This window comes from Gabonibacter chumensis, from assembly GCF_024741215.1.
Lineage (GTDB): Bacteria > Bacteroidota > Bacteroidia > Bacteroidales > Marinifilaceae > Gabonibacter > Gabonibacter massiliensis.
The window spans coordinates 65,921-82,138 of the sequence record NZ_JANSKB010000002.1 but is presented as its reverse complement, the minus strand read 5'-3'; the positions used below and the strand labels follow the sequence as shown (position 1 = coordinate 82,138).

Annotated in this window: 19 protein-coding genes; 10 read left to right on the top strand and 9 right to left on the bottom strand. The window is 39.0% G+C overall.

What is annotated here, in order from left to right:
- The first annotated feature begins 76 nt into the window (after nucleotides 1-76).
- From NVS78_RS06905 to NVS78_RS06875, 7 genes are all read left to right on the top strand, one after another.
- Nucleotides 77-2,203: a hypothetical protein gene (locus NVS78_RS06905; protein WP_286358529.1), complete on the top strand. Its 2,127-nt coding sequence runs from the start codon at nucleotides 77-79 to the stop codon at nucleotides 2,201-2,203.
- A 17-nt stretch (nucleotides 2,204-2,220) separates the two neighbouring features.
- Entirely contained in the window at nucleotides 2,221-3,210 is a 990-nt protein-coding gene (locus tag NVS78_RS06900; protein WP_286358528.1) for an AAA family ATPase, read from the top strand.
- Between the two features lie 20 nt (nucleotides 3,211-3,230).
- Nucleotides 3,231-3,548, top strand: coding sequence for a hypothetical protein (locus tag NVS78_RS06895; RefSeq protein ID WP_286358527.1), 318 nt, complete (start codon nucleotides 3,231-3,233; stop codon nucleotides 3,546-3,548).
- Nucleotides 3,545-3,742, top strand: a complete 198-nt coding sequence (locus tag NVS78_RS06890; RefSeq protein WP_110688351.1) for a hypothetical protein — start codon at nucleotides 3,545-3,547, stop codon at nucleotides 3,740-3,742. The genes NVS78_RS06895 and NVS78_RS06890 overlap by 4 nt, the downstream gene beginning before the upstream one ends.
- Before the next feature lie 10 nt (nucleotides 3,743-3,752).
- Complete coding sequence (locus NVS78_RS06885) at nucleotides 3,753-3,977, top strand: molecular chaperone DnaJ (RefSeq protein ID WP_110688350.1); 225 nt, start codon at nucleotides 3,753-3,755, stop codon at nucleotides 3,975-3,977.
- Nucleotides 3,974-4,618, top strand: a complete 645-nt coding sequence (locus tag NVS78_RS06880; RefSeq protein ID WP_286358526.1) for a DUF3164 family protein — start codon at nucleotides 3,974-3,976, stop codon at nucleotides 4,616-4,618. The genes NVS78_RS06885 and NVS78_RS06880 overlap by 4 nt, the downstream gene beginning before the upstream one ends.
- Before the next feature lie 128 nt (nucleotides 4,619-4,746).
- The gene (locus tag NVS78_RS06875) at nucleotides 4,747-5,100 is read left to right on the top strand and encodes a hypothetical protein (protein ID WP_286358525.1); all 354 of its coding nucleotides are present in this window, start codon (nucleotides 4,747-4,749) and stop codon (nucleotides 5,098-5,100) included.
- Nucleotides 5,101-5,333: 233 nt separating this feature from the next.
- Here NVS78_RS06875 and NVS78_RS06870 read toward each other — a convergent pair whose 3' ends face one another.
- Entirely contained in the window at nucleotides 5,334-6,263 is a 930-nt protein-coding gene (locus NVS78_RS06870) for a bacteriophage abortive infection AbiH family protein (RefSeq protein ID WP_286358524.1), read from the bottom strand.
- Between the two features lie 528 nt (nucleotides 6,264-6,791).
- Between NVS78_RS06870 and NVS78_RS06865 the strand changes: the two genes are divergently transcribed.
- Together NVS78_RS06865 and NVS78_RS06860 are read left to right on the top strand one after the other, a co-directional pair.
- The gene (locus NVS78_RS06865) at nucleotides 6,792-7,226 is read left to right on the top strand and encodes a hypothetical protein (protein WP_286358523.1); all 435 of its coding nucleotides are present in this window, start codon (nucleotides 6,792-6,794) and stop codon (nucleotides 7,224-7,226) included.
- Nucleotides 7,219-8,454, top strand: a complete 1,236-nt coding sequence (locus NVS78_RS06860; protein WP_286358522.1) for a hypothetical protein — start codon at nucleotides 7,219-7,221, stop codon at nucleotides 8,452-8,454. Before NVS78_RS06865 ends, NVS78_RS06860 begins: the two co-directional genes overlap by 8 nt.
- On the opposite strand, the gene NVS78_RS06855 is transcribed toward NVS78_RS06860, so the two are convergent.
- From NVS78_RS06855 to NVS78_RS06820, 8 genes are all read right to left on the bottom strand, one after another.
- Nucleotides 8,438-8,923, bottom strand: a complete 486-nt coding sequence (locus NVS78_RS06855) for a hypothetical protein (RefSeq protein WP_286358521.1) — start codon at nucleotides 8,921-8,923, stop codon at nucleotides 8,438-8,440. The genes NVS78_RS06860 and NVS78_RS06855 overlap by 17 nt on opposite strands.
- A gap of 24 nt (nucleotides 8,924-8,947) precedes the next feature.
- Nucleotides 8,948-9,466 (bottom strand): phage virion morphogenesis family protein, encoded by a 519-nt coding sequence (locus NVS78_RS06850; RefSeq protein WP_286358520.1) that lies wholly within the window; start codon nucleotides 9,464-9,466, stop codon nucleotides 8,948-8,950.
- Between the two features lie 131 nt (nucleotides 9,467-9,597).
- Nucleotides 9,598-10,911, bottom strand: coding sequence for a phage head morphogenesis protein (locus NVS78_RS06845; RefSeq protein ID WP_286358519.1), 1,314 nt, complete (start codon nucleotides 10,909-10,911; stop codon nucleotides 9,598-9,600).
- An 11-nt stretch (nucleotides 10,912-10,922) separates the two neighbouring features.
- Nucleotides 10,923-12,164 (bottom strand): phage portal protein family protein, encoded by a 1,242-nt coding sequence (locus NVS78_RS06840; RefSeq protein WP_286358518.1) that lies wholly within the window; start codon nucleotides 12,162-12,164, stop codon nucleotides 10,923-10,925.
- A gap of 33 nt (nucleotides 12,165-12,197) precedes the next feature.
- Nucleotides 12,198-12,629 (bottom strand): DUF1320 domain-containing protein, encoded by a 432-nt coding sequence (locus NVS78_RS06835; protein WP_286358517.1) that lies wholly within the window; start codon nucleotides 12,627-12,629, stop codon nucleotides 12,198-12,200.
- Between the two features lies 1 nt (nucleotide 12,630).
- Nucleotides 12,631-13,077, bottom strand: a complete 447-nt coding sequence (locus NVS78_RS06830; RefSeq protein WP_286358516.1) for an N-acetylmuramoyl-L-alanine amidase — start codon at nucleotides 13,075-13,077, stop codon at nucleotides 12,631-12,633.
- A gap of 16 nt (nucleotides 13,078-13,093) precedes the next feature.
- Nucleotides 13,094-14,659 (bottom strand): hypothetical protein, encoded by a 1,566-nt coding sequence (locus tag NVS78_RS06825; RefSeq protein ID WP_286358515.1) that lies wholly within the window; start codon nucleotides 14,657-14,659, stop codon nucleotides 13,094-13,096.
- A 7-nt stretch (nucleotides 14,660-14,666) separates the two neighbouring features.
- Nucleotides 14,667-15,101, bottom strand: coding sequence for a helix-turn-helix domain-containing protein (locus NVS78_RS06820; RefSeq protein ID WP_110688332.1), 435 nt, complete (start codon nucleotides 15,099-15,101; stop codon nucleotides 14,667-14,669).
- Between the two features lie 122 nt (nucleotides 15,102-15,223).
- On the opposite strand from NVS78_RS06820, the gene NVS78_RS06815 reads away from it, so the two are divergent.
- The gene (locus NVS78_RS06815) at nucleotides 15,224-16,204 is read left to right on the top strand and encodes an HK97 family phage prohead protease (RefSeq protein WP_286358514.1); all 981 of its coding nucleotides are present in this window, start codon (nucleotides 15,224-15,226) and stop codon (nucleotides 16,202-16,204) included.
- Nucleotides 16,205-16,218 lie beyond the last annotated feature (14 nt).

Sequence of the window (16,218 nt, the reverse complement as noted above, 5' to 3'; positions counted from 1 at the left end):
ACACAAATGTAATCATTTTTCCTGAACGGTTTTCCCGGGGTTCGATTCCCCGGCAGGAACTAAAAAATAAAAGATTATGCCTTGTATAAGTGAAAATATTATCTGTGTTACTGTTCCGGAACTGGAAAGGTGTAATGTATCTAAAAGAACTATTTTAGATGGTTTATTACGTCACCGCCAGGGCCTAGTAAACTGCTGGCCCCACCATAAAATGGGTAATACAGTATATATCCACTACGATAGTCTAAAAGACAAATACAAGGAATTAATCAAAAAAGAACTTTGTAACGGGTTAGATATTGAAGAATGGCTAAAATTCAACACGATTAGAGACCTACTCCCACCGGTTAGCCAAGATGAAAAAGAAGAATTAACAAATTTCGTCATTACCCGGGAAAAAGTAGACGTCATGAGTGGTGAAATAAGCCCAGAAAAACGAACAAAGCTAAACGATGATTACATCTGTTTATTGTTATATCAATCTCGCTGGTTCCGGTTAATGCGTAAAGATGTTTACAGGTACAATAACAAAATACTAAAGCAGCTTAACGTAAAAAGTATAAAGGAGTTTCGCTCTATCAGCATAGCGATAGCCAATAGCCCGACCATAGAGTTTCCAAACGGGGCCAAGTTACCAAAGAACTACAACGCCTGCCAGAGACGACTACAAGAATACGAGGAAAACGGCATTCTGGCACTTGTTTCCGGCAAATTCGGAAATACTTCTTCCCGGAAAGTTGATGATGAACGCTTGCAAATTCTTATTGATTTGTATAGTGATCCTCATAAACCAGACTACACCCGGGTAGCGAAACTATACAATGATATCGTGTTGCAAAACGGCTGGACGCTAAAAGAAGGGAAACCCGCTATAATTTCAGAATCATGCGTGAAATACAATCTAAATATCCCGGAAGTTATGCAAGTTTGGTATTTAGCTCGCCACGGGGTTCAGGCATGGAAAAACCTGTTTAGTTACACGATATTACGGTTTAAACCAAGCACGCGGGATGCTGTATGGTGCGGTGACGGCACGAAAGTGAATCTTTTCTACATAACCCCGGGCGGCAAGTCTGCAAAACTAAACGTTTACGCCATCGTGGATGCTCATTCCGGCTACTGGCTCGGGTGGGACATATCGGAAGAATCCGACAACATGGGAAGCGTGCAACGTGCCTTCCGCATGGCGGTAGTTCGTTCCGGGTACTGTTTGCCATTCCAAATGCAGTATGATAACGACGGGTCGAACAACTATTTCAAACGATTGACAACTTTACATTTCCCGGCCATGCCGAACAACGGGCAGAGTAAAATAATAGAGCGTTGTTTCAAGAACTTGCAGGATCAGCACATGAGATACGCTGACGGCTTTACCGGGATGAATATAAAATCGAAAAACATAAACAATCAAATCAACGAGGATTACATCGCGTATCTCGATAAAACCAAGTTTTTAAAAAACAAGAAAGAGACCATTGAATTACAGGAATGGTTCTTCCATGTCGCAAACAACACCCCGGGGAAGGACGGAAAAACACCAAAACAAAAATATTTTGACAGTCAAAATCCAAACACTCAACAGGTCGTTGCCTTGGATTGGATAAACATGTTTTGGGAATGGAACGAGAAAAAGTGCGTTTACGCTAAAGAGGGAATATCATGGGTAGAGAACAAGATAAAAAGAGTATACGAGGTTGCAGAAGGATACGAGTTTGATTTTAAAAACGACGTGATCCCGGAAAGATATACTCCTGATAAAGAATTTGCCTGCAAGTATATCAGGCAAAAGTTTTATATCCGCTTCGACCCGCTTAATCGCTCCCGTGTCGCTCTCTACAAGGAAGAGGCCGACAAATCCCGCCGCTTCGTGGCATGGGCTATTGAAAAAGATCGAATAGCGTACGCTGTTCAGGATTACAAGGAAGACGAAAAGAAAGAGATCAACAAGCGGTTAAATATCAAAAAGGAACAACAAAAACGGGCAAAAGAAAGACACGAGATAGCCGCCTCGTTAATGGAATCCGAGGAAATCATGAAACTTGGTCACAAGTTCTTTAACAAAGACGTGCTCGCCGCCGCCGAGGCCGATATGTATAACGAAAGTTCAGTGAAACGGGAAGAATCAGCTACCCAGACATACCCCAAACAATCACGAAAAGAGTATCTAAAATCTCGCCGGGATAAATTGAATAAAGAATTATAAATTAAATACATACAATCATGAAATTAACAGACGAACAAAAAGGTGTTATCGTGAGCAGAATGCTTGACTACGTCGCTCACATGGACACGACAGGAGATAGTAAAACTTATAGCCGAAACAAATTAGCGAAGGATGCCAAGGTAAACATCGCCTATATAGACGCTATGATATCCGGGATGGCAAACGGGAAATACGTCTTTAACAATACAATAATAAAAGACGTGTATTTCAACCGAATAGCGAAATTTGTAGGTTACGAGTTGGATAACAAGTACTGGAAAACATTTGAAACGGAACAATACTTGGATATCGAGAATGATTTTATAGAGGCCAAAACAGGAGCTACTGTAAAATCCGTTATCGGGGCAACTGGAAGCGGTAAAACGTACGCTATTCAGAAAATGCGAGATAAATACCCGGCCAGTACTTATATAATAACTTGTGCTAATGACTTTAACCTGCGAGACTTCATCCGATTTATCGCTGTCGAGATCGGGGTTTCCGTTTCAGACGATATGTCACAAAGTCGTATTCGTCGGGCTATTGAAACGAAGTTGAAAATGATGTACGAGTATGACACGAAACCAATTTTAATTTTTGACGAGGCAGAGAACCTGAAACTTGCCGCTTGGGGCCGAGTTAAAGCCTTGTATGATAACTTAAAGGGAATGTGCGCTTTCATGGTTCTGGGAACCCCAAACTGGTACAGACGGATTAAAAACATGAGTGACACGGAAAAAGGGATCGCCCCTCAAATTTACTCCCGATTTTTAGCCGGGAATAAAACCACGTTTTTAGGGGATATTGACAGTAACGAGATTTCTAACATGTGCAAAGAAGTCGGGGTAATAAATCAATACGTTATTAATCGCATTTGCAAAACGGTTACAAATTACAGGGATTTAAACGATACCCTCGTTAGTCTACAACGTTCGGCAGAGATAGAAGGACGTGAAATTGACTTAGAATTATACAAGCGAGAATACGAGCGTTTAACCGCCATTTGAACGTTGTTTAAATTATCATCATGGAAATAAAAAAGATTCTAGGACTAAGCGATTACGAGTATAACATGATTATACTGGAGATCGGCTGCAAAGCGGCAGAAAACCGTTACCCGGAAAATAAGGCTAATGTTTTAAAATCTAATAAAAAGTATTGGAATTGGGTACGTCAACAAATAAATATTAGAAACATAGATTTTACTTCTACCCTCGAAAAACATCCTTCTGTATGGAACACGAAACAAGTCGTTGAATTGTACAAAGACTACACGTTAGAGAAACTTGATAATACCTCGTTTCCCTCCCGCTTCGCAATGAAACTATTAACAGAAACGATATGAAAAAGGTTATAACAAAAGATATTATAAGCGTAACCCGGTTTCAAATAGGAGTAAACGGGATCGAGGAAGTTTACATGGAGTATGACCGGGTAAAACAAAACACTTTCATGAAAATTAACGGGGTGTTTATTTGGGGCATGAGTGGCAAATGGGCCGAAAAGTTTTTTAATAAATACGGGTTATTAATCAATTAAATGCAAAATTATGAGTTATGAAATTTTAAGAAAAGAGAGTGCCACTTCCGTGTGGAGAAGCGTGAAAATTGACATCTGCCGGAATTGTGGCGGCACGGGCAAAAAAGAGGTTTACACCGGTAAAAATCGAGACAACGAGTATGAAACCGAACCTTGCAAGGTGTGTAACGGGTCGGGGATGGTAAAGAAAGTTTTAACAGTAGATATTTATCCATATAAAAACAACGAGCTATGAATTTAAATGAATTAACGCCGGAAGAAAGGGCACAGTTAGCGAAAGAAGCCCTCGAGGTAGAAAAAGCCATAGAGAGACAAAAAGAAAATGACAGACAAGCATACAAGGAGCTTGTCAGCAATAAAGTAGATGAATTGTTTCCTCTTCTGGATCACCTAAGTATGCAACTAGGAGAGGCAAAAAAACACGTGTACGATGAATTTTCAATTGCTTTAAGCATGAAACGGGAGCTCTACAAGGTAAAAGACAGTCAAAATAGTCACGCTTTCATGAATGTAACGGGTGATCGCCGGATAACATTAGGAAATAACACTATTGACAATTACGATGACACGGTAGACGCCGGGATCAGTATCGTGAAAGAATACATTTCCAGCCTTGCCAGAGACGAGAACAGCCGGATTCTTGTTGATACAGTAATGCGTCTTTTAGCTAAAGACCAAAAGGGCACGTTAAAACCCTCGCGTGTTATGCAACTGAGACAGATGGCGGACAAATCCGGCAATGCCCGTTTCATCGAGGGGGTTCGGATCATAGAGGCCGCGTACAAACCAGTCCAAAGTAAAACATTCGTCCGGGCCGAAATAAAGGATGAAAACGGGATGTGGAAAAGCATCCCACTCGGAATGACAGAAGCATAAAAATCCCGGATGGTCACCGGGGCGGTTCGACTCCGCCCCCGGGAACAAAACTTTAAACACTAAATAAAATGAACCACACGACAACAGCGCACAAAACATTATTTTCCACGTTATCTAAACGTGGATTAATGGAAATCCGCCACGAGATTTGCGAGAACCTCATTCAACGTCGTCTTTCCTCACTCTCTGACCTAACGGAGAACGAGGTCGCAATTATTATAAGTGATCTCGGCACGGACGAGAATTACGGGCGTGTTGATTTTAATAACAATCGCCACAGGTATATTCTTTCTCTTTGTTATCAAATTGGATGGGTACGTGTGCATCCACGTCTCGGGCGTGTTGTTGCCGATAATGCCCGCCTCGGGCGTTTTATCAAACAACGTGGTAAATACAAGAAACCTATTCTACAATACACTAATAGCGAATTAGGAGCCTTAATAAAGGCTATGGAATTAATGCTAGAAAACCGAATGAAATAATCTACACATGGCTTATAACAAGAAAGGATATTATTTGAGGGCTCGTCTTATAAAAGAAATTACAGCCCAATATTACGAACCAGAAAACCACGCCAAGTGCTATAAAATGGTATGGAAAAAGTATATATATCCCCGGTTCGGAATCTGTTACCGAACGTACTTGAAATACATGAAAGTACAAGAACCACAGCCAAAACAAGATACACAATTAAAAATTCATTTTACCGATCCCATTAATCCTTAAAAGGAAGTTCCTTCATCCATTTATGTTGCATTTCTTTCAGTACTATAAATTTATATTTTGAAGATGGAATTTTTAATGATTCTAACATTTCTTGTGCTTTTTCCTTATCAATATCACTATGATAACTTATAACCCAGTCAACATTCAATATATCAATATGATTCACAATCTCTCTTATATATGGTTTATCAATATTTGAGAATGAAAAACCATAGACATAAATTGTATTTATCTTTATAAGATCCAAGAAGAATTCTTTATTTATATTTATTATTTCTTCAACAGGTTTACGCAGATCATATATATGTTGACAAATAACTTCAATCGCCTCAATAGTTGGAAAATCATCATCTTCGTCTGAAGAATTCGATACAATATTATCATAATTATCTCCATGACCAAAAATAAGTTCTGTATCTTCGCCCTGAATCTTACCATGAACATGAAGAATTTTCTCATCAGGAATTTTATATAATTTTTGCAATGTATCTGTATAGTTAAACGTCAAGAAAACCGCATCAGACTCATCTATATCAATTTTACAACTCATCTTCCCTGCCGGTAAAGACACTATCCATTCTCGAAAATAACCTCTAAGTTTAACATAATCATTCTCTAAGTCATCCTTAATCGTATCTTCTATTCTATATAAATGCCTATAAGTAAAATCATTATATTCCTTTGTTGAAAAAAGATTACTATGACTGCTTAAAACAGTACTAACACTTAATTGAGACAGGTTATTTTCAAAATCTTTCCACCATTCTTTATCTCTAACACTATATTTTGTATCTAATTCTTCGGCAAAAATAAAATCTTTACTTCCCAACCATTCATAAAATTGTGTAAATCGACTCGGCATCTCGTGATGAAGATCAAATCCATTTCCTATTATATATAATTTTAGAGGATTACCCATAATAGATTAGTTTTAAAATTAAACAAATATATCACTTTTATGGTAAAAATAAAAAAAATCATTAGAAATATTTTTTTGGGTAATCTTTATTTATTCATATTGCAATACTACCACCATTTTGTACATATATATTCACATAGGAAGAGAATATGCACAGACAGAAAAGTAGGCAATAAAGAATATTTCTGTTGCAAACAATAATTATTGATCCAACACAATATCTTACTCTTAGGAAAACTAATTTTTTTACCTCATATCTCAAAATTCAGAATACAAATGAGACAAGCTGAGTACAATTACATTTTTCATACATTCAATTCCATAACTACAAAACGAAAAGTATTCATTGTTTTAAGTATGTATATAATTTTCAAAATAAAGAATTTAAGTTCGTAAGAATAATTTTTAATATTTTCATGTAAATTAGATATAATCTAAATTACTTACAATTTAAAATAAGATTCACAATAAATTTTGTTAAATTACATTTATTATATTACTTGCATCTGCTTTTAACGTATTTAGAACATGAAAGAAAATAATAAAGATATTGTATCAAAACTAAAGTATGAAGAGGAAATCAAAAAATTAAATTATAACTTTGATGCATTCAAAGAACAAGAAAAAATAGCATACAGGTGGGTTCATCAAAATATAACCGATCAACGTAATTTTCTACCACGCCCTCTTTTAAAGAAAGACTACAAGGTACAACAAGCTACAGATTGGGGTATCTCAATGTTTAACACTGAAGAAAATGCAATAAGGAGATTAAATGAATGTATTAATAATAAACCTATGTTATATAAAGTTCTAGGTTCATGTATTGCGGAAGGAAATTTACATCCAATACATGGTATATGCGATAAACCAGCAATAAACGGACATTTTAATCTCATGGAATATAAAAAAGCAAACTTAACATCTGATTTTCAGATAAAAAAAGTTATATATAATGGATAAACAATTTAATTTTGCCGAAAATTTAAAATTTGTTGGCATATTAATGTTCCAAGAGTTCCCTTCAACTTGTGTACTCCAAGACGAAGCAGGAAATCCTTGGATTCAAGAATGGATTGACATTACTGAAGAAGGTATTGATCAGTTTATCCTATTCCGCACATCTAAAGTAAATTTAAACCAATTTATAAAAGGTCAATTATCACACCTTGACTTTATTAGTAGAAATTTTTGTTTTTCTTTCGAAGGGACATTTGATAATATACACAACATACAGATCGTCAACAAATTACCTTTCAATAAATTACCTAAACAAAATACTTATTTTAATTCACAAAATGGCGTTGACCTTAATATTATCATAAATACATTTTCATTAGATTCAATAAAAAATGAAACATTAGAAAGACTAAGTCACTATGGACAAGAAAAAAATTGTGACCTAATCAATATTCATTTAAATACAGGAGAAAGAGTAAAATATGGAAGTGTTGAAACTAAATATTTTACAGATATTCTAAATCATACGGACGCTTTAAGAAGAGAAATTGCATTAGATACTTTCTTTGGCAAAAACCGTGGCAAAAAAAGAAAATTCAATAACATAATCACAACAAAAATTGGGACAGAAATCGTAATATTAGAAGCAGCTTCTTTCAGTATTTACCTTCGTCCACTTTCTTGTACATGGAATCTATTTAATACCCCCGATGAAACCGAAATTAATAAAAAATTCATTAAACTATTAGATATAAGTAATGATCAAGAAATTTTAAAAGATATTATTGATAATAGTAGCTCTTTTGTCACGAATGCGTATATCGACTTTTTAGATACAGTATATAAAGAAGATGCTAAATTTGAAGTTAGTTTCTATAGTCCTTTTCAAAAAGAAAAAGTATTAAAAAATATCATTCCTCAACAAGCACGTTTTACATTAGATGTTATTAAAGAGTTATCAACAACAAGTGAAGAAGATTTCCTTATTTTAGGAAGGTTTTTTGCATTAAATTGTGAAACTGGAACTTTCAAATTTAAAGACAGTAACGGATTTACTTATACAGGTTCATTTGAAGCAAATCTTATTGATAATATGGAAAATCTGACTTTTAATCAAGAATATAAAGTTAATATTCATAGAAAAAAAATCAAAAAGCCTAACTCAAATAAAGAAAAAATTGAAGATAAAATTTTCACTTTTCCTGAGGAACAAATTATTCCTCATGTGTAGGAATAATTTGTACTTGGGGCATTACTTTATGATAATCCTGTGCTGCCGTGTTATCAGTGTAAGCAAACTTATAGGTCATTACAAATTCTCTGATAGCATCGTCTCTTTCCAACTTTTTCAAACTCACTCGACACAACCGGGAATATGTTTCACCACCGTGCCCGTGTAGTTTCTTGTTCACGTTCTTGATTAACGAGAATATTTCAAACTCTCGATCCCGTTGTCTCTCGGGTAATTTGGTTGATAGCCCGTTATAACGAATATCCGCGATCGTCACGTTAAGTGTCGCGACAACTTGCTGCGTGTGTTTACCCGCTTGTGAAAACTCGGCGTCTCCTAAATCTACCAAAACACAAGGGAAATCAACCGGGGGTTGTTCAAAATTAAGTTGTCCCCAATCCTCCCCGGTATATCTTATTCCCGGTATTGTTTTCAATAATTCCAGAATGTTTATAAATATACTTTTCATGTTTAATAAGTTTTTAAAGCGTGTTTAAATGGTGTTTAAAATCTTGTTTATCTCTCTTTGAATATCCTTATCCGCTATTTTTATAATGTCAGGTGAATAACCTAAAAATTGTCGTTTAGGCATATTAATTCGTCGAACAAATCCTCTCACCTGCTGCCCCCCGGTTAGGACTCTTCGACGTGTCTTAATGTTAGTTGCTTGTTTCCTTTTCCTCGTGAATGGTCTCACGTGTTGAATAATCCGACCTCCCTCGTTATGCGCTTTAGCGTAAGGAACCTTTGTCAAATCGACCCCGACAGAGACTCTATCCGCAAGGGCTTTTGACTTAACGCTATTCTGTAACGTTCCCGTGTCGAAAAGAACCCGTTTACCCCGTGATCTCCGGGTTTCCACTCGACGTTTTTTCCATCTTGGCCGGGCTACACCATTCGTTATAAATCCCCCCGCCGAGAAATTAGCATCCTTCATTTTCTCGGCGGCCCCGGCAATATAAACCGAGATTTTTCTAGGCAACCTGTTAAATTTTACCGCTTTAGCTTTCATGTCCGATGCAAATTTTTGAATATCTCGCATTGTTTTTCAATTTATTTATTGTAATATTGTGATATAAAAGAAGGTAATAAAACCGGAAACCGCGGGGGCCTGAAAAGCCGGGGGTGCAACACGAGGTTTTATTACCTTCTTTGTTTTAATAACCCGGCACGAAACTGCTCAACTTGTTCCACCGTCTTTAACTTGTAAAAACTATCCACACGCCCGTTTAAATCAACGAGCAAAACGATCGGTCTATCCTCGTAATATTTCACGTAGACATTAAAAAACTCTGTCCCGTATCGCTCGCTACTATTATAAGTTCCCCATACCTCGTCTGGTGAGGTAAAAACTTCTATCATTTCATCGAAATAAGAATACCTTTCACGATCTAAAATTTTAGCTTTTAAATCGTTATCAAACGAAGCGGAAATTTTATTTTTCTGATCTATCAACCTGAATCCCTCGCCGGGTTTACCGTGATGTGACTCGAGAACCTTCCAGTAGTCTATAAAATCAATCTCGTTCTTTATTTCCCCCTTGTAAACCGAGAGATTCCGGTTATCCATGTAAATCTGTTTTACTGGCTTCATCCCGTAATGTTTAACCGCAGAGAGTTGCATTTCCTTCGCACTCGGGTTCGCCTTGAAGTAAGGATGTCCGTCTCGATCAAATATTTCCGTCGTCCCAACGTTGTGCCTGAACGGTTTAGCAACAACTTTCCCGGCGATTTTTTGGGCTTGTGAAGAATTTGGTAACGCTTCCCAGTTCTGGCTCTCGTATCGCTGTTTCTTCCGCTCGTATTCCCTTTCTGACCGTTTCCGGGTTGAACAACGGCAACGCCAACCATTCGGGGGGTAATAACTATTCCAAAACGGATCATTTACCGGTAATATGATCCCGTGGAGACGGCGGTGTTCTTCTCGCACGTGTTCATCGTTCGCCGTTACATATTCTAAATACGGGTACTCGTTCGCCGTTTCCTCTATCTCTAACCATCTACTTCCTTGCATGCCGGAAGCTATAACAACCTGACGCTCCGCCTCTAAATAGTTTTCATTATACGCCACGTTAATTTTGCGGGCCCGACGCTTGTAATCCGTGAAAGAAAGGCGGTTCCCGTTCTCGTGAACGGCATCCCGGAGTTCCTTCATCTCGGCGTAGGACTTTGCCCCTGAAAAAGCGAATATATTGTTTTGAACTCTTACAAGCAGGTTATTATCCTTTAGTGTCCAATCCGGGGAAAAGAATTTTTTCCCGTACCCCTTCTCGTACCCGTTTAGTAACACTTTAGCGTTATGAAAATAGACCTTCTCGAGTACCTCATCCTCGTTCCATTCTCCCGAGTAGATACCTTCCAAATAAGGTTCTATCAAAGAATCTATTTTATTATCTTTTTCATCAGTGAATAGACTACATCCCGCTAAAGCGTAAAGGTTAACAATCGCCCCGGCCACACTCCCGGGGCTTAATCGAAAAAACCGGACGTGTCGATACTTAATCCCGTGCTCCCGGGCAATTCTCTTTTACCGGTTACATCTATCCCGAATTTTTCCTTTATCCAAGCGGGATTAACATCATTATACGGCAAAACATCCCTTGTCATCCCCCACAATTTTTCTAAATCTTCCTCTTGTTGTAAACAGAAATTTAGCCCGGCAGGTAATATCCCGATTCGTACCAAGGCAGGGATAACAACCCCGTTCCAGTAGCTTTCTAGCATACTTTTATCGGATTGTACAAGTTTATCCAGTAATTTCATGCTGGACTCCTCCTTAGACCTGTTTCCGTTCACCGTGTCCTGTCCGATCACGGCCCCGGTTATCAAAAGTGATATTTCCGAGTTACAAAGTGATATAAGATTATTATAAACGTCCCCGTTCGTGTCTGCACCCTTCGCGAATTGAAATTCCTCGGTACTGTCTATGATAAACCAAGCGGCCGATCCCATGTCACGCAGCATCGTTTCCGCCCGGTCTAGCATCTCCGAGTCCTGCGTGTCTGTTTTAATATACCGGGGAGGAATACCGTATATCTCGCATAACTCGCTCCAGCAACTTTGGGCGAAACGCTTAAACAACACGTGCGGGATCGCTTTATTCAATAACCCGTAATCGTGATCGTTACCAAATTCCAAAATCCAAGTCCCGTATTCCCGGACGTTCCTGTATTCTATACCCCGGTCTGAATCTTCCGATAACAATAATATCCCTTTTTCCGGGATCACGTTATTTGCAGGAAACCCTATAACCTGAATATTATCTTCCTTCGTCTCTATTTCAACAAGAGAATGTCCCCAATAAATTGATTGTAAAATTTGCCTGCTTAATTCCGTTACCCACCGGGCAGACCTTAAACGTCTTGTTTCCTCTTCCGCCTCTTTCCCGTCCTCCCTTTTCAACACGAAAGGAACGCCTAACGTGTGCTGCATCCTCAATTCTATTTGAGAGGTCAGGTGTGCATCCAGTAAAATATCATTATAGAGGTTGTATAGCTTTGCCCGCTTGGGGTTCTCCACGTTATCAGCCGACCGAAGGGCAGTTTTCCACGTGCTAATATCGGCACGAGCACGGGAAATTGTTTTAGGCACGATTTTTCGCACGTATCCATCCCTTTTACCCTGAATTTTTTCATTCTTGCTATTTGAGGCCAAATTAGCCTTATTTTTACCCAGAACGGGTATTTTATCATTGAACTTTTTATTTTTCATTATATCGAAGTTTAAACGGGTTTTAAACGGGTCTTAATCTTCAAAACTATGTTTGAATTTTCTATTACTACCAAAACGCATCTTTAACACGACCTCGCCATCTTTTCTTTTAACCGGTAAATCTGCCGCTATACTTTTCCCGGAAGTTCCCACGCCAGCCACTTGTTTAAACCAGTCAATAGCGTTATCATAGTAAATTTTAGCCTTGTCAAAAAGTACGTCCGCATTTGATAACCGTATGATATACCACACGGCCATACTTTTACAATGTTCCAGTACCAAAGCGTTACGATCCTCCCCGGTAGCGTTAAAAATTGCCACGCAATCATAACGCCCGTTCAGGTAGCTCGTCGCTTCCTGTATCGACATTAATATGGCAGAACGAATAACAACATCATCTGTCGTTATCAGGCCCAGTGTATATTCTTGGATAGCCGTTTTCAATTCCTCGGGTTCAATAAACATATCACAGGTTTTTATATTCTTTCTCGGCGTCAAAACAAGGACAAAATTTTATCCATTCGTCCGGCTCTATTATCCCGTTTCCATTAAGATCAGGCGAAAAATCACGATGGCCCCTGATTGTCGCCCGTGGATATCTATCCTTTAATTGTTCCAGCAAGAATACAAGAGAGGCTTTCTGTTCTCCCGTGCGGTTATCAACCGGCTTCTCCCTCTGATCAATACCACCAATATAACACACGTTTATAGAAACAGAATTATAACCTTTTACCCCGTTGCTCGGTTTATCCTCGTCTAGCAAGCAAACAATATCCCCGTCCGGTTTTATCAGGTAATGATATCCCGGGCTTTTCCAGTTCAATTTTTCTTTCCAGTAACGTTTTATACTTTCAACGTTAGCCGTTTGGGCCGTCGCTGAACAATGAATAACGATGTATTTTATGTTTCTCATATTAATGATTTTAAAATTAGTACTTGCGACTTTCACGATGCCCGGAACGATACTTCCCTTTCTGTTTCCGTGTTACTACATTTAACTTGCTAAACGCACCCTCGGCGGCATCCGGCCCATCTACCGGGGCATCACCTCCTTTTTCAAAAGCTAAGTATTGGTCTACTAGTTCAACCTGATCGGCAGATTCTTTCTCGTCTATATTGAAATAAACATTCCGGCGTTCGAAAAAAGATTGAGAGGCCTCGATACGATCGTACTTGTTATCTTTCGGGCGTTTATCCGCTTTAACCGGGATATAATACCCCCTCTCGTCGCCCTCGGCGTCAAAATCGTTCACGAACTCGTCCATGGAAAACAAACCCTCGATCCAGTACCGAACTTTTTTACAGTCCTTTAGTTCCGTGCTTTCATACAAGTCATAAAGCCATCGAGCCAAAACGATCCGGGAGGATTGCCGGAGGAACACGTGTATAACATGAAACTCACGTCCTTTCTTACCTATTAAAATCATTCCCTTGTGACACGCTGCCGCTTTATAAGAAAGGTCACCATAAAAAACAAGAGCGTCATAATCTCTTAACGGCAGCATCTTTTTCCATTGCATATCCTCCATCCGGAAAACAGAACCGTCCTCTATATGCTTGTGCATGTATTCCCGCATGAAAGAACGATAAGGGGTATTCCCGAACTTGTTACGCCAGTATTCCGCCGAAGTCTTCTCCGGCCAGTTCGGTTCAAAGGTATTCAGGTCTTTAACTGCCGAGACGCTCAGTATTTTAAATTTCGGTTTTTGCCCGTTCTCCCTAGCCTTGTTTATTTGTACTTTAAACTGCCTTTTGAGACGATTCGTGATACTATTCTTGTGAAAATTGTTATTAGCGAAAACGAAACGTTTAACGGAACCATCCGTTTCATCGAAACACCCCATTAAATCCTCGAATATCCACTCCACGCCTTCCCTCATCAAACGGTCATTATTAACGTGTCGTTTGTTATCGACGTCATCAACAACAATATAATCGGGGCGTTGATCTTCCTCCCGAACACCCCGGGGGTTTTGCCCGAATCCCAAGGCCATGAAACGCACTCCATCAGTTGTAAGGAACTCCCCAGAAGACCAGTCCCCAAGCTTGAATTTGCAACCATAATCATTTATCAATCGCTTGTTAAACTGTAATTGAGCCTGACAAGCCGATAATAATTTTTGCGCTTTACGTTCGGTTTCACCGATCAGGAGCATGAATTTAATTCTACCGGTAAACATGAGATAAAGCGGTATTCCCATGTCAGCGTGAACCGATTTCGCCCCGGAACGATAAATTTCTAACTGCTCGTATATCTCCGTGTTATTTATAATATCATCAGCAAATTGTCGATGAAACCAAGCACACTTGACCCGGGCGTAATTAGGAAAGTAATATTCAAACCAAGAAATATAATCTTTCTCTAACTCTTTAACACGTCTCACCCTGTCGGCGGCACTTTCATTTATATTTATAAATGTCGCCTTGCTAATCCGTCGGCAATGCTCCTCGTACCGGGCTAATTGTTTTTGAAATTTCTGATCTATCGTTGCCATTGCACGGTTATTTTAATGAATCCCGCTCGGCGCGGTAGTTTATAAACTGTTTATGATAAGCAGTTAATTTCACGGCCTCGGCCGGATCTACATCGGCCATCCAGTTATCAAACTCGATAAACACGGAAATAACAACGGAAAGTGAAACTTTTCCTTCCAAGTAGGCTAAAGCCTTGTTAATCTTTGAAAGAGCATCAGCGTCAATTTTCGCTTTTTCTCCACCCGCAACCGATTTCATCTCTTCCAAAAGGAGTTCACGGATTTTAACGGGAGTGGATAAAATTTTATCTCGCTTCATATCCCACTCCATCAGGTTACGCCATTTCGATAAGGTCGTCTCCGTTACCCCTATTTTTTCCGCGATAGCGGTACAAGTCATCCCCTGTTCTATGAACAGGGTTTCAGCCACGCTGTAAAGTTTATGTTTCGGTGCTTTTACCATCTTTTTTTTTTGCAAAATAAACCTATCATCATGACCTGTTAAAAAATAGTGTAATACCTTGAAACTCTTTTTGATAAACAATACACAATACCACATTTTTGCACTGAAAAACAAGGGAAAGAATGGCAACATTTGTATTCAATGACGAAACGAAAAAGAACTCTCACGGATTTTACTTGCAAAATGCCGGCGGAAGATTCGAACGTTTTAACGAAAACCCGGTTATGCTTAACAATCACGATTTAGCGCAATTAACCGGGAAGTGGCTTAATTTACGAGTAGAAGGTTCTAAACTTCTTGCCGATCCAGAATTTGACGAGGGTGACCCGGAAGCGTTAAAAATAAAAGGTAAAGTTGACCGGGGTTACTTACGTGGAGCCTCTCCCGGTATAGTTATACTGGCGGCAGAATGGAGAGAAAACCCGGCCACGGGAGAGCAAGATATTTACGTGACCGATTGGGAGCTATTCGAGTCTTCAACGGTCAGTGTACCCTCCAACGCCGGTGCTATTACATTAAAAATTTATGATACTAATCATTGTATTGTAAATGACAATAACGTGAGATGCCACGTCGAAAACATTATAAAACTATCTCTTTCCGCTAAACCAACAAATTCCATAATTAAAAATGAAAAGATGAACGAAACAAAATTAACACCCGAGGCTCTCGTTGCACTCGGTATCACGGGAAACACGGACGATGTCGCCATTAGTGCCGCTATCATTAATTTAAAAGCGAAACTAGACACGACCACGGCAAGCCTTCAAATAATAGAAAACGAGAGGCAAGCCGAAAAAGAAAAACAAGTAAACGAAATGGTAAACCTCGCGATCAAAGAAGGCCGGATAACAGCCGACAAAAAAGATGTCTTTGTTAAACTCGCCCTCGTTGATTTTGAAACGACAAAAGCGACGATCGACGCTATACCGGCAAAACAAAGTTTATCCGTGATGGTCAAGCCGATCCCGGGGCAAGAAACGATCCCGGAGGAACGTAAGAACTGGACGCTTTTGGAATGGATGAAAAAAGACATGGCCGGGCTTAAACAATTGCAAATTGATGCCCCGGATTTGTACGAGCAAATCAAAAAGAAATCATAAACCTTTAACACTCT

Bases quoted from the DNA above. Each gene is read 5' to 3' on its own strand.
- NVS78_RS06885 (WP_110688350.1), top strand. From the start codon at position 3,753: ATGAGTTATGAAATTTTAAGAAAAGAGAGTGCCACTTCCGTGTGGAGA.
- NVS78_RS06855 (WP_286358521.1), bottom strand. From the start codon at position 8,923: ATGAAAAGTATATTTATAAACATTCTGGAATTATTGAAAACAATACCG.
- NVS78_RS06825 (WP_286358515.1), bottom strand. From the start codon at position 14,659: ATGGCAACGATAGATCAGAAATTTCAAAAACAATTAGCCCGGTACGAG.
- NVS78_RS06840 (WP_286358518.1), bottom strand. From the start codon at position 12,164: ATGAAAAATAAAAAGTTCAATGATAAAATACCCGTTCTGGGTAAAAAT.
- NVS78_RS06850 (WP_286358520.1), bottom strand. From the start codon at position 9,466: ATGAAAGCTAAAGCGGTAAAATTTAACAGGTTGCCTAGAAAAATCTCG.
- NVS78_RS06815 (WP_286358514.1), top strand. From the start codon at position 15,224: ATGGCAACATTTGTATTCAATGACGAAACGAAAAAGAACTCTCACGGA.
- NVS78_RS06830 (WP_286358516.1), bottom strand. From the start codon at position 13,077: ATGAGAAACATAAAATACATCGTTATTCATTGTTCAGCGACGGCCCAA.
- NVS78_RS06890 (WP_110688351.1), top strand. From the start codon at position 3,545: ATGAAAAAGGTTATAACAAAAGATATTATAAGCGTAACCCGGTTTCAA.
- NVS78_RS06880 (WP_286358526.1), top strand. From the start codon at position 3,974: ATGAATTTAAATGAATTAACGCCGGAAGAAAGGGCACAGTTAGCGAAA.
- NVS78_RS06905 (WP_286358529.1), top strand. From the start codon at position 77: ATGCCTTGTATAAGTGAAAATATTATCTGTGTTACTGTTCCGGAACTG.
- NVS78_RS06865 (WP_286358523.1), top strand. From the start codon at position 6,792: ATGAAAGAAAATAATAAAGATATTGTATCAAAACTAAAGTATGAAGAG.
- NVS78_RS06820 (WP_110688332.1), bottom strand. From the start codon at position 15,101: ATGGTAAAAGCACCGAAACATAAACTTTACAGCGTGGCTGAAACCCTG.
- NVS78_RS06870 (WP_286358524.1), bottom strand. From the start codon at position 6,263: ATGGGTAATCCTCTAAAATTATATATAATAGGAAATGGATTTGATCTT.
- NVS78_RS06860 (WP_286358522.1), top strand. From the start codon at position 7,219: ATGGATAAACAATTTAATTTTGCCGAAAATTTAAAATTTGTTGGCATA.
- NVS78_RS06900 (WP_286358528.1), top strand. From the start codon at position 2,221: ATGAAATTAACAGACGAACAAAAAGGTGTTATCGTGAGCAGAATGCTT.
- NVS78_RS06895 (WP_286358527.1), top strand. From the start codon at position 3,231: ATGGAAATAAAAAAGATTCTAGGACTAAGCGATTACGAGTATAACATG.
- NVS78_RS06875 (WP_286358525.1), top strand. From the start codon at position 4,747: ATGGAAATCCGCCACGAGATTTGCGAGAACCTCATTCAACGTCGTCTT.
- NVS78_RS06835 (WP_286358517.1), bottom strand. From the start codon at position 12,629: ATGTTTATTGAACCCGAGGAATTGAAAACGGCTATCCAAGAATATACA.